The sequence below is a fragment of the Rhizobium sp. BK619 genome (assembly GCF_014195245.1).
In the GTDB taxonomy this organism is placed as follows: domain Bacteria; phylum Pseudomonadota; class Alphaproteobacteria; order Rhizobiales; family Rhizobiaceae; genus Rhizobium; species Rhizobium acidisoli.
This window is the reverse complement of sequence record NZ_JACIBH010000005.1, coordinates 289,060-301,078: the sequence shown is the minus strand read 5'-3', so window position 1 is coordinate 301,078 and position 12,019 is coordinate 289,060. Positions and strand designations below refer to the sequence as shown.

Genomic DNA, 12,019 nt, shown 5'->3' with positions numbered 1-12,019 from the left:
AGAGGGCGCCTTGACGAAGCCTGCGGTGACGAAAGAGACCGGATTTCGGCATTTCACCGCCGCCGCCAGCTATTCCTGGGCAGGCTTCCTGCGCGTTCTGAGAGAGGCAGCCTTCCGCCAGGAACTCGGTTTCTTCGTCGTTTCGATCGCGGCGCTGGCGCTGGTCGGGGCGACCGTCGGCGAGATCGTCGTTGCTGTGGTTCTATTTCTCGGGCTGTTTTCGATGGAGGCGATGAATACCGCCGTCGAGGAGGTGATCGACCGGATTTCGCCGGAGATTTCGATCGTCGGCAAACATGCCAAGGATCTCGGCTCCTTCGCGGTCAGCTGCATGATCGCCGCCTGCTGCCTCTATCTCGGCTTCGTCCTCGGCAAACACTTGTTTTTTGGCTGAATCAGGCAAAACTCTTACGCTTGCGCGCGACCGCCTGGGCCTCTTCCACGGCCGGCAGGCTCTGCAGCACGCGTTTGGCGGGCAGGATTGCGATGACCTCGGTGCCCTCGCGCAGCTTCGATTTCAGCAGGAATTGTCCGTCATGCTTGGCCAGGATCGCCTGGACGATCGGCAGGCCGAGGCCGGTGCCCTGTTCGGCGCTCTTGATGGCGATCGAACCCTGGCCGAAGGCCGACAGGACCACGGGAATTTCCTCTTCCGGAATGCCGGGGCCGTTGTCCTTGATGGAGATGTACTGTCCGCCGCCGGCCGTCCAGCCGACCTTGACATGGATTTCACCGCCCTGCGGCGTGAACTTGACCGCATTGGAGAGAAGGTTGAGCACCACCTGGCGCATCGACTTCTCATCCGCCCAGATGGCCGGCAACTGACGTTCGAATTGATCCGAAATGGCGATGTTCTTGGCGCGAGCGCGCAGCTGGACCATGCCGATGCAATCTTCGGTGATATCGAGAAGCGAGATCGCCTCCTCGCTGAGCTCGTATTTGCCGGCCTCGATGCGGGAGAGGTCGAGGATCTCGTTGATGAGATCGAGCAGATGCTGACCAGAGCGGTGGATATCGCCGGCATATTCCTTGTAGGTCGGATTGGCGAGCGGCCCCATCACTTCTGCCGACATCACCTCGGAGAAGCCGAGGATGGCGTTGAGCGGGGTCCTGAGCTCGTGCGACATGGAGGCAAGGAAGCGGGACTTGGCGAGGTTTGCCTCTTCGGCGCGGCGGCGGGCCTCGTCCGACATGGATTTTGCCACTTCCAGCTCGGCGATCAGATCGTCCTTCTCCGACTGGTAGGAAAGGATCCTGAGGTTCGACTTGAACAGCCGGTCGCTGATATAGTTGAAGAAGACGAGGGTGCTGGTGAAGAGCCCCGTCAGGCTGATTTCGAGGAGATCGCGGGACAGGCCGCTCTTGGCGGCAAGCGCCAGGATCGCCGGCGTGAAGGCGACGAGCACGGCAGGCGTCAGCATGAAATTCGACATTGCCGTGACGGAGAGCGCGATCAGCAGCGTCGCGCCCTTATAAAGGATGAAGCTCGACGGTTCGCAGGTGTCGCAGCCCTGCAGCGCGAAGACCGCCCAGCAGCAGCCGAGCAAGAACTGGCCGAGCAGCAATAGGCGGCGCCATTTGCGGGCGCTCTCCGGAGAGATTTCCTGCCGACGGGCGCGTCGCGCAAGCAGGATATTGCCGGTTTGACAGGTGAGCGTCAGCAGCGCCCAGAAGAGCAACTGCGTATCTTCAGTGATATAGACGCCAAGCGCGGTGATGAGGACGATGAAGAGCGGCATGATCGTCGCGCCCTGCAGCATCGACGCCACATACATCTTGAGCACGTCACGATCGAAGGAGGAATTGGACGCATGGCCGGACTGAAGACGTTCGCGCGTTTGCCGCACGGCCTTGGAAACGGCCTTGTTGCGGTGGCTGCGCGACCTGTCGACGATGATCTTGTCGGTCGATGTGCTGACGCCGGTACTCATGTGCACGTTGAAACTTCATCCCAGGGTGGATAAGAGCTTAACCGGCAATTCTTAAGAAGATGTTTGCCATCTTTGCCAAGGATTTGTTTTTTAAGGAGGCGAAAGCGTGACACGGAGCCTGCGCCTGATTCGCGACGGCGTGACCGCTTTTGCCCTGCTGGCGCTCCTGGCGCTGATCGCCGCCAAGTTCAACGATGCAGCAAAAATTGAGCATGCGGGCGCTTTCCATGCTGCCGATGGCGACAGTCTGACTTTGGGAGACGCACGTTTGCGCCTTGAAGGCATCGATGCACCGGAGCTCAACCAGAGTTGTGAGCGGGCCGGACATGCCTGGGCCTGCGGGCGGGCGGCGCGCGAGGCGCTGCAGGGCATGGTCCTGGCATCGGGAACGCTTTGCCAGGGCAGGCGGCGCGACCGCTACGACAGGCTGCTCGTCATCTGCCGGAGCACGACGGGCGGCGATATTAACGCCGCCATGGTGCGCCGGGGCATGGCCGTCGCCTATGGCGGTTATGGCAGGGAGGAGGCCGAGGCGAGGGCTGCCAAGGCGGGCCTCTGGGCCGGAACTTTCGAGCGGCCGCGCGATGTGCGCGATCATGCGCGCCAGAGTTCCGATTTCCACGGCCCGCTGCGCTTCATCAGGCGGATCGTCGGATGGGAGTGAAGCGATGAGCGACGAAGCCAAGCTGGAGATCCTGCGGCGGGAGATCGCCTCCTGCCGCATCTGTCGTGACGCGCCGGCGAAAGGCCTTGCATATCGGCTGCCGCACGAGCCGCGGCCTGTGGCGGTGATTTCGTCGAGCGCACGCATCCTGATCGCCGGGCAGGCGCCCGGGCTTCGGGTGCATGAGAGCGGCCTGCCGTTCGACGATGCTTCGGGCGACCGGCTGCGGTCATGGCTCGGCGTTGACAGGGCAAGCTTTTACGACCGCGACCGATTCGCCATCGTGCCGATGGGTTTCTGCTTTCCCGGCTATGACGACAAGGGTGCAGATCTGCCGCCGCGCCGCGAATGCGCGCCGTTCTGGCGGCAAAGGGTGATTGCGGCCATGCCGCAGATCGAACTGGTGCTGGTCATCGGCCAATATGCGCAAGCCTGGCACATGGAGGGTGAAAGGCGGGGCAATATGACCGAAACGGTGCGGGCATGGCGGGACGCTCTTTTGTCCAACCGGTCACCGGCGGTGCTGCCGCTGCCGCATCCGAGCTGGCGCAACAGCGGCTGGCTGAAGCGCAATTCATGGTTCGAGAAGGAATTGCTTCCAGTCTTGCAGGATCGCACGAAAATGCTGCTTTCCTGAAACAAAATTCTTTTCGTCGTGCGGAATCGCGTTATACAAAGAAAATAATTCGAAAGGACTGTTGCGCGCATGGACCGCCTCGACCGAAAAATACTTCGTCTGCTGCAAGAAGATTCGACCCTTGCCGTGGCCGATCTTGCCAAAAAAGTCGGGCTTTCGACGACGCCATGCTGGCGGCGCATCCAGAAAATGGAAGAAGACGGCGTCATCAAGCGCCGCGTCGCCATCCTCGATCCGGAGAAGGTCAACACTAAGGTTACCGTCTTCGTGTCGATTCGCACGGCCACCCATTCGATCGAATGGCTGCGGCGCTTTTCCGAAGTGGTCGCCGAATTCCCTGAGGTGGTGGAATTTTACCGGATGAGCGGCGATGTCGACTATCTCCTGCGAGTCGTCGTGCCCGATATCGCCGCTTATGACGCCTTTTATAAGCGGATGATCGCCAAGATCGAGATTCGCGACGTCTCCTCCGCCTTTGCGATGGAGCAGATCAAGTATTCGACGCAGCTGCCGCTCGATTACATGATTCTCGACAATGCCAAATCCAACGAGGATTGAAATCGCCGTGCGGCCTTGCGGCCGCACGGTCCAAAGACGCGAAGATTGTGCTGTCTCGGTCGATTCGGCCACATTCTGATTGTACCGATCGGGCAAGGGTGAAGCGGCGGAATGTCATTACGACTGCAAAAAAGCCCAGGAAATAGCGAAAAAACGCTCCAATCCCACCAAAATTCGGAAAAATACATAGCCTGGTAAGGAATACGGCGCTATGTTGAACGCAACCAGCGAGCGCTATGTCATCATTTCGTCTCATTGGTATCGAATTCAGGACACCATGTTCTAAACCGCTGCCTTGTATGTGTTGATTAGCCGGCGGTAGAGTTTATGCGCTTCACCAATAATGTTCGACGGGGGTCGAACGGTGAAGAATTTGACAAATGGGGTATAGCGTTTGCGGCTTGCGATGGAGGATTTCCGTCGCGGAGCCGCTTGGTGTGTTTTCTGCCTAAATAATTGAAATTGTTGTATAAAAATCACGCTGTTGGGGAAAGTTGCTTTGCGTGAGCCATCCGGCGTGTATCCAGAATTGCTTGAGAAGGCCTGGTATGGGATGACGGTTTGGCGGTTCGATCGATCCGCACGCCGAGATGGCTGTTCAAACTGGGCCAGCTTCAAATCGACTACCCGATTGGAAGCCAGCCCCGATCGACAAAGGAATGGATTGGTAAATGAACATCAGAATGGTTTTGCTTGCATCAGCAGCAGCATTTGCTGCATCGACGCCGGTTCTTGCAGCTGACGCTATCGTTGCTGCTGAGCCGGAACCGGTTGAATATGTTCGCGTCTGCGACGCTTACGGCACCGGCTATTTCTACATCCCGGGCACCGAAACCTGCCTCAAGATCGAAGGCTACATCCGTTTCCAGGTTAACGTTGGCGATCGGGTCGGCAATTCCGACACTCGTGCTAACGACTCCGACTGGGATGCCGTCACTCGCGGTCAGGTTCAGTTCACCGCCAAGAGCGACACCGAATATGGTCCGCTGACCGGCGTCATCGTCATGCAGTTCAATGCTGACAACGCCACCGATCAAAACGCCATCCTCGACTCCGCTTATCTCGACATCGCGGGCTTCCGCGCTGGTCTGTTCTACAGCTGGTGGGACGACGGCCTTTCCGGCGAAACCGACGACATCGGTTCTCCGGTAACGCTGCACAACTCGTTGCGTTATCAGTATGAAAGCGGCACGTTCTACGCTGGCATCAGCGTTGATGAGCTGGAAGACAGCCCGTTCTATGATGGCGAAACCTCCAACAACTGGGGCGTTGCTGTTGGTCTCGGCGGTACTGCTGGTGTATTCAGCTACCAGATCACTGCCGGCTATGACACTGACAACGAAGAAGGCGCCGTTCGCGCAATGGGTACGGTTGACATCGGACCGGGCACGCTTGGCCTCGCTGCTGTCTACTCCACCAACCCGAACGCCTACTACAACGCGGCTGAATGGGCTGTTGCTGCCGAATACGCTATCAAGGCAACCGACAAGCTCAAGATCACCCCTGGTGTTCAGTACTACAGCAACTACGGTATTGACGGCAGCGACTTCGCTGACGGCGATGCTTGGAAGGTCGGTCTGACGGTTGATTACCAGATCGTCGACAACTTCTACGCCAAGGCTTCGGTTCAGTACCTCGATCCGGAAGATTCCGACGACTCCACGACGGGCTACTTCCGTCTGCAGCGTTCGTTCTAATCCACTTAGTGGATGCTCCCGGTCTTCGGACCGGGGGCACTTCAAATCAGTTTCTGATCCGAGTGACCTCCGATCAGCTACGGGGACGGGTCCGGTCTTCCCTGCCGGGCCGTCCTTGCAGTGTTTTGACGCGCAATCCTCAGAGCAGTCTTTCAGAAGCCTTTTTAGCTGAGCCGAACCGGCTCGTCACGTCTTGCACGCCGGCTTCTTGCCAGCCCCGCTTATTGAGGCACTTCCTTCTCAATTTTCAAGCGAACTGGATCAATCGACAGTATCGCTTCGTGGGTGGCGCTGTTGGTCTCATCCGTTTGGGATCGTCGGCTGGCGTTGCCGCAATAGGTCGCGCAAAGAAAATCCAATGCCGACAATGTGATTACAGCTTTTATGGAGAGGGGATACAACCTCTGCAGGGGGCCGGCATCGTTTCCTTCTCGCGGGCAGCTTGTTCTGATGGACGATCTCAATGACTACTATTATTTCGCCGCTGTCGTCTCCAGCGGCGGCTTCGCCTCTGCAAGTCGCGATCTGAAGATACCGCGATCGAAGCTGAGCAGACGGGTCAGCCGGCTCGAGGACGGGCTTGGGGCAAGGCTGATCGAACGCTCGACTCGTCACTTCCGGGTGACGGAGATCGGTCAGGCTTTCTACGAAAGATGCCAGACCATCTTGCAGGAGGCCGACCGCGCCAAGTCAATCGTCAGCGAGGCTCAATCCGATCCCCAAGGCGTAGTGCGAATGGGGTGCCCGCTCGGCCTAGTCGATATCTCGGTCGGCGGAATTCTGCCTGAGTTCCTCGAGCGTTATCCGAAGATCAAGTTGCAGATCATCGGCTCCGACCGGCGCGCCGACCTCATCAACGAACGGATCGATCTTGAGGTGAGGGCGACCAACGAGCCGGAGACGCAGACGAGCCTGACGATGCGCAAGCTTGACCGGGCGCGGCGCATCCTGGTCGCAAGTCCCTCGCTGGTCGAGCGCACCGGCAGCCTGAATTGCGTGGACGAGCTCGGCGACCTTCCGACGCTGGCAATGACGTCATGGGTGTCTTTTCACAGTTGGGAATTGATCGGTCCAAATGACGCCAAACGAGTGATTCGGCATCAGCCGCGGCTCACCTGCCGCAGCATGACCGCCATCCTTGACGCGGCCCGGGCCGGTCTCGGCTTCGGGCTTTTGCTCGAGAGCGCCTGCGAAGCCGATCTCCAGGCCGGCAAGCTGGTGCGCGTGCTGCCGGAATGGCAGTCGGAGGAGAGCCAGTTCTATATCGTCTTCACGACCGCCAAGGGCATGCCGCCGGCAGTGCGGGTGCTGATCGATTTCCTGGTCGAAAAATCCCGGCAGCATTGATAAAGCGGCATTACGAACAAGGGCTTCGCCTAGAAACCGGCATGCGCTTATTTCAGCCGTGCCAGCAGCTTTTCGCCCGCCAGTTCCTTGGCAGCATCCTTGCCGATCCAGCGGGCGGTTTTGTCAGGGCTTTCCGCCAGCGCCTTTGCAAGGGCGAGCGCCGGTGCATGGCAGGCGAGATTGCGCTTGCCGATGCTGCGGAGTGCCCAATTGACGGCCTTGCGCACGAAGTTTCGAGGGTCGCCGGCATGAGCCTTGATCAGCGGCAGCCAGGCAAGGATGGTGGCGTCGGGCTCGTTCTTGCGATGGACGGCGGCACCTGCAATCATGGCGAAGGCCGTGCGCCTGACGAATTCGCGCTCGTCGTCGGCGAATTCTGAGATGAGTGCGTCCAGCCCGGCCTCGACGAAGAGATCGGCGGCGCAATCGACGATCTCCCAGGAATTGAAATCATTGGCCCAATTCCGGGCTTCTTCCGCCGTCAGCCGTTTCGGCTCGGCGGTGCAAAGGGCGAGCAGTCGGGCTTCACGGATATCGCTTCGCCAGAGCTCGATCGCTCTGGCGTGATTCTTCTTCGCCAGTCTGGCGACCGCCCTGATATCGGGATTGGAGATGCCGAGGGCGTGTGTGGTGATGATGCCGAAACGCGCCATGCCGGCGACGTTCTCCTCCGAACGCAGCGTTTCGAGATGCGCGATCATGTCGGCTGCGCTGGAGGAGAGGTCGATCATTTTTCCAGAGCATGATGCCGAAAAGTGTGAGCGGTTTTCGGACGACATCATGCTCTTCCTCTTAGTTTGGAACAGGATTCAGATTTTAGGCCGATCCGGCCTAAAATCTTCCTGTTCCAGACGCGCAAGCAATGAGGATGTATCCCAGCGATTGCCGCCCATCGCCTGGACGTCGCCGTAGAACTGGTCGACGACGGCGGTGACCGGCAGCTTGGCGCCGTTGCGGCGGGCTTCGGTGAGCACGATACCGAGATCCTTGCGCATCCAGTCGACCGCGAAGCCGAAATCATACTTGCCGGCGTTCATGGTCTTGTGGCGGTTTTCCATCTGCCAGGAGCCTGCCGCCCCCTTGGAGATCACCTCGACGACCTTTTCGATATCAAGGCCGGCGCGCTTGCCGAAATGCAATCCTTCGGCAAGCCCCTGGACGAGGCCGGCGATGCAGATCTGGTTGACCATCTTGGTCAACTGGCCAGAGCCTGCAGGTCCCATCAGACCGACCATGCGGGCATAGGCGTCGATGACGGGCCTGGCACGATCGAAGACGGCCTCGTCGCCGCCGCACATCACGGTCAGGACGCCGTTTTCAGCGCCGGCCTGGCCGCCGGAAACGGGAGCGTCGATGAAATCGACGCCTTTTTCCTTGGCAGCGGCATAAAGTTCGCGCGCGACCTCGGCGCTGGCGGTGGTGTTGTCGATCAGCACCGACCCCGGCTTCATGCCGTGCAGGACGCCGTTTTCGCCCGATGTCACCGAGCGGAGATCTTCGTCATTGCCGACGCAGACGAAGACGAAATCGGCGCCCGCGGCAGCCTCGGCCGGGGTGGATGCGGATTTGCCGGAGAATTTTTCAGCCCAGGCGACGGCTTTTTCGACTGTGCGATTGTAGACGGTGACATCGTGGCCGCCCTTCGTCTTCAGATGACCGGCCATGGGAAAACCCATGACGCCGAGACCGATGAATGCGACTTTAGCCATATGTCCTGTCCTTATCCCGAGTGCGAGGCCCTGAGGATTAACCGAAACGGCCGGAGCAGAAAAGCCGTGAAGACGGAGTTCCTCGCGATAGACGGATATGAGGCTGGTCGCCGTTCGCCTCAGCCCTAAATGGAGACTAAAGCGCGTCGCGATCTTTCAAATTCGCTCTTTGCGCTTTAGCTCTTTGTTTTTACGCATGCCGTTATCGCAAAACTGCTGCACACTTTTGCGCGACATGCTTTAGGCAAATGTTTCCGGGGGTGACATGCGCGAAACTCCGACGATCGAGCCGCGGCGCAAAGGCCGCAGTGGAATGCAGTCGATGCTTATTCCATCGCAGCAGATGGTTGCAGAACAGATTCGATCCGCACGGCAAGGTGTTTTCACCGAGCTTGGCGTCCTTCGCCGCCGCCTCGCTGCCGAATACGGGGCGGACGCCTGTTGTCCCGTCACCGTGCAGCGGCATCTGCGCGCGATTGCCGATCTGTCTTTCCTCGCCCTGCAAAAGGGCGAACCGGTTTCGATGGTCACGCCCTATTGGCGCATGGTCGATCCCACGAGCCTCTTGGCGACGCGTCTTGCGGGTGGGGCCGGCTTTATCCGGGAGCGGCTGGCCGCCGAACGTTGAGGGAGATAGCGGCGGAACGCCGCCATCAGCAGGCGCTTGCCGGCAAGCGACGGAACGAGGAAAATTATTCCCCGAAGCGGACGACAATGGCAAATTGATATTGTCGATATAATTTATAGTCTATGCCAGTATTCCGGCGAACGATGGCTCAAGGCATCCGGCCGCCGCCATCGATCGACAGGTATTTCAGATGTTCACGCGCAGACAAGCCCCGGCATCCTCTTCCGCCGCACCGCCATCCTCGCAGGCTTCTGCGTGGCGGCGCCCGCAGGCACGTTACCAAGGGCCAGCTAAATCGCGCGGGCCGATTTTCGAATTTCGCAGCAAAGGACCGTTTCCATGACCGCCATATCCGATCCCATCAATTTCCTCTGGTTCATCCCGACGTCGGGCGATGGCACCTATCTCGGTTCCGCCGATCTCAACCGCGCGCCCGAAATCGGCTATCTCACGCAGATCGCCCAGGCTGTCGATCGTCTCGGCTATTCCGGCGTGCTGCTGCCGACCGGGGTTGCCTGCGAGGAGTCCTTCGTGACGGCTGCGGCGCTCGCAGCCAAGACCGAGCAACTGCAGTTCCTGGTGGCGATCCGCCCCGGCACGGCGTCACCGGCCTATTACGCGCGTCTGGCAACAACGCTCGACCGCATTTCCAACGGCCGCCTGCTGCTTAACATCGTCGTCGGCGGCAGTCCGGCAGAGCTTGCCGGTGACGGCATCCATCTGGAGCATGACGAGCGTTATGCCCATGCCGAGGAGTTTTTCACCGTCTTCGAGGAACTGCTGGACAAGGGAACGGCAAGCTTCGACGGCAAATATATCAAGGCGACCAATGCGCGCCTCGGCTTTCCCTCGGTGCAGAACCCGCGTCCGCCGCTCTATTTCGGCGGCTCGTCGGATGCCGGCATCGATTTCTCGGTCGGCCGCGTCGACAAGTATCTGACCTGGGGCGAGCCGCCGGCGCAGGTGGCCGAAAAGGTCGCCAAGGTGCGCAAGGCGGCGGCCGAGCGCGGCCGCGAGGTGAGCTTCGGCATCCGCCTGCACTTCATCGTGCGCGAGACCGACGAGGAGGCATGGGAGGCGGCGGAGCGGCTGATCCGCCATCTCGACGACGATACCATCCGCGAGGCGCAGGAGCGCTTCGTTCATGAGTCGGACTCGGTCGGCCAGAAGCGGATGGCCGCCCTTCACGGCGGCCGCCGTGACAAACTCGAGGTCTCGCCGAATCTTTGGGCCGGCGTCGGCCTGGTACGCGCTGGTGCCGGCACGGCGCTTGTGGGCTCGCCCAAGACGGTGGCCGCACGCCTTGCCGAATATCAGGACATCGGCATCGATACGGTGATCGGCTCCGGCTATCCGCATCTCGAAGAAGCCTATCGCGTCGCCGAGCTGCTCTTCCCCGAGCTCGGTATCACCCGCGCGCAGCAGCGCCTGGCGTTCAACAACGAATTCGGCGGCAAGCAGGTCTTTGCAGGCGGCAGCCATGGCGGCAATCTGAAGGTCGTTTCCGGTTCCTGAGATCGAACGAAGCAGTAAGTCTGACATCGCCGGAAGCCGCCCACGGCTTTCGGCGTTCTGTTGCCAAGTTGACGCGCAGGTGCGTGCGGCGGCGCCCATTTCGAAACGACTGCTCGCCTAATCCTCGCGGCAACCTGGCCGGAATCGTCCCGGTGCGCATGACCCAGTCAAATGCATCGATGCATAGCCAATTAGCTATGTTGAAGTCGCTGACCGTTTTCTTCAAGAGCGTGTTCGCTGCCTGATTCCCATCAACAGGCCTATTCATTCCTTCCTCTTCGCTTTACCTCTTGACGAACGCATACCTGTGTAGCTATACGTTAATCCATAGCTTAATAGATATGGATTCCAAATGTCCGACGCTCAAGATGCGCTGTTCAAAACACTCGCTGATCCGACCCGGCGGGCTCTGTTCGAGCGGTTGTGCCGGGAAGGGGAGAAGACGGTCGGGGCTCTGACGGCTCGGGCCGGGGTCTCGCAGCCGGTCGTCTCAAAACATCTGGGCATATTGAAGCAGGCCGGATTGGTACGCGACCGCCATGAGGGCCGCCAGACGCATTATAGCGCGCAGCTCGGTGCGCTTGCTCCGCTGGTCGACTGGACGAGCGAGATGGCCGGGTTCTGGCAAAACCGCTTCAACGATCTCGAGGATTTGCTGAAAAGGATGGATCAATGACCGACATATCGACAGAAACGCGCTCCGTCGTCATAGAACGGGAAATCCCTTTTCCTTCGGAAAAGATCTGGCGGGCGCTCACGCAGCCGCACCTGATCCAGGAGTGGCTGATGAAGAGCGACTTCAAGCCGGCCGTTGATCATCGCTTCAGCTTCAACGCCGATTGGGGCTCGGTCGATTGCAAGGTTCTGGAGGTCGAGTCGAACAAGACCCTGTCCTATAGCTGGGATGCCTACGGTCTTGAAAGCATCGTCACCTGGACTCTCACTCCGACCGCCACGGGCACGCATCTGCGTATGGAGCAATCGGGTTTCCGGCCGGATCAGCGGCAGGCTTACGGCGGCGCCAGGAGCGGGTGGACGCAGTTCCTTGGAAATCTGGAGCAGGTGCTGGCGCGGATGGAGTGAGGCGGCCCGTCGCCTCGGCTGACGTAAACGGGGTAGGCCCTATTGAGCTGGAACTACTGGTTGCTGCAGATCCCCCGCTGGCTGTCCGTTGCCTTTACCGTAGCGGTCATTCTCAATATTATCGCTGTGGTACAGGAGAAATCGACCGTCTGGTGCGACGTCTTGGCAGTGCTGCCGCTTGGCCTGCTGTTGCTGGCCGGTCTTTGCCTCTTCCTGCTGCCCTATGCTGCCAGATGGCGTGGGAGATAGG

14 protein-coding genes are annotated in these 12,019 nt (G+C 59.8%); 11 read left to right on the top strand and 3 right to left on the bottom strand.

What is annotated here, in order from left to right:
- Positions 1-10 precede the first annotated feature (10 nt).
- Positions 11-394, top strand: coding sequence for a diacylglycerol kinase (locus FHX14_RS11760; RefSeq protein ID WP_003594077.1), 384 nt, complete (start codon positions 11-13; stop codon positions 392-394).
- Between the two features lies 1 nt (position 395).
- On the opposite strand, the gene FHX14_RS11755 is transcribed toward FHX14_RS11760, so the two are convergent.
- A complete protein-coding gene (locus tag FHX14_RS11755) occupies positions 396-1,931 on the bottom strand; it encodes a HAMP domain-containing sensor histidine kinase (RefSeq protein ID WP_184377266.1) in 1,536 nt (511 codons plus the stop codon).
- 106 nt (positions 1,932-2,037) lie between these two features.
- Between FHX14_RS11755 and FHX14_RS11750 the strand changes: the two genes are divergently transcribed.
- The 5 genes from FHX14_RS11750 (at position 2,038) to FHX14_RS11730 (ending at position 6,834) form a co-directional block, all read left to right on the top strand.
- Positions 2,038-2,595 carry a thermonuclease family protein gene (locus FHX14_RS11750; RefSeq protein ID WP_184377205.1) on the top strand — a complete coding sequence of 186 codons (558 nt, stop codon included), beginning with the start codon at positions 2,038-2,040 and terminating at the stop codon, positions 2,593-2,595.
- 4 nt (positions 2,596-2,599) lie between these two features.
- A complete protein-coding gene (locus FHX14_RS11745; protein WP_184377204.1) occupies positions 2,600-3,232 on the top strand; it encodes a uracil-DNA glycosylase family protein in 633 nt (210 codons plus the stop codon).
- 69 nt (positions 3,233-3,301) lie between these two features.
- The gene (locus tag FHX14_RS11740) at positions 3,302-3,790 is read left to right on the top strand and encodes an Lrp/AsnC family transcriptional regulator (protein ID WP_003540387.1); all 489 of its coding nucleotides are present in this window, start codon (positions 3,302-3,304) and stop codon (positions 3,788-3,790) included.
- A 671-nt stretch (positions 3,791-4,461) separates the two neighbouring features.
- Positions 4,462-5,487 (top strand): porin, encoded by a 1,026-nt coding sequence (locus tag FHX14_RS11735; RefSeq protein WP_184377203.1) that lies wholly within the window; start codon positions 4,462-4,464, stop codon positions 5,485-5,487.
- Positions 5,488-5,937: 450 nt separating this feature from the next.
- Complete coding sequence (locus FHX14_RS11730) at positions 5,938-6,834, top strand: LysR substrate-binding domain-containing protein (RefSeq protein ID WP_184377202.1); 897 nt, start codon at positions 5,938-5,940, stop codon at positions 6,832-6,834.
- A 47-nt stretch (positions 6,835-6,881) separates the two neighbouring features.
- On the opposite strand, the gene FHX14_RS11725 is transcribed toward FHX14_RS11730, so the two are convergent.
- Positions 6,882-7,565: a DNA alkylation repair protein gene (locus FHX14_RS11725; protein ID WP_184377201.1), complete on the bottom strand. Its 684-nt coding sequence runs from the start codon at positions 7,563-7,565 to the stop codon at positions 6,882-6,884.
- A gap of 78 nt (positions 7,566-7,643) precedes the next feature.
- A complete protein-coding gene (locus tag FHX14_RS11720; RefSeq protein ID WP_012557920.1) occupies positions 7,644-8,543 on the bottom strand; it encodes an NAD(P)-dependent oxidoreductase in 900 nt (299 codons plus the stop codon).
- A gap of 265 nt (positions 8,544-8,808) precedes the next feature.
- On the opposite strand from FHX14_RS11720, the gene FHX14_RS11715 reads away from it, so the two are divergent.
- The 5 genes from FHX14_RS11715 to FHX14_RS11695 all read left to right on the top strand — a co-directional run bounded on the left by FHX14_RS11715 (position 8,809) and on the right by FHX14_RS11695 (position 12,018).
- Positions 8,809-9,171: a hypothetical protein gene (locus FHX14_RS11715; protein WP_184377200.1), complete on the top strand. Its 363-nt coding sequence runs from the start codon at positions 8,809-8,811 to the stop codon at positions 9,169-9,171.
- A 339-nt stretch (positions 9,172-9,510) separates the two neighbouring features.
- Positions 9,511-10,686 carry an FMNH2-dependent alkanesulfonate monooxygenase gene (gene ssuD / locus FHX14_RS11710; RefSeq protein WP_184377199.1) on the top strand — a complete coding sequence of 392 codons (1,176 nt, stop codon included), beginning with the start codon at positions 9,511-9,513 and terminating at the stop codon, positions 10,684-10,686.
- 352 nt (positions 10,687-11,038) lie between these two features.
- Positions 11,039-11,362, top strand: coding sequence for a metalloregulator ArsR/SmtB family transcription factor (locus FHX14_RS11705; RefSeq protein ID WP_003594094.1), 324 nt, complete (start codon positions 11,039-11,041; stop codon positions 11,360-11,362).
- Positions 11,359-11,769, top strand: a complete 411-nt coding sequence (locus FHX14_RS11700; RefSeq protein WP_184377198.1) for an SRPBCC domain-containing protein — start codon at positions 11,359-11,361, stop codon at positions 11,767-11,769. The genes FHX14_RS11705 and FHX14_RS11700 overlap by 4 nt, the downstream gene beginning before the upstream one ends.
- Before the next feature lie 42 nt (positions 11,770-11,811).
- Positions 11,812-12,018, top strand: coding sequence for a hypothetical protein (locus tag FHX14_RS11695; RefSeq protein ID WP_184377197.1), 207 nt, complete (start codon positions 11,812-11,814; stop codon positions 12,016-12,018).
- Position 12,019: the final 1 nt, after the last annotated feature.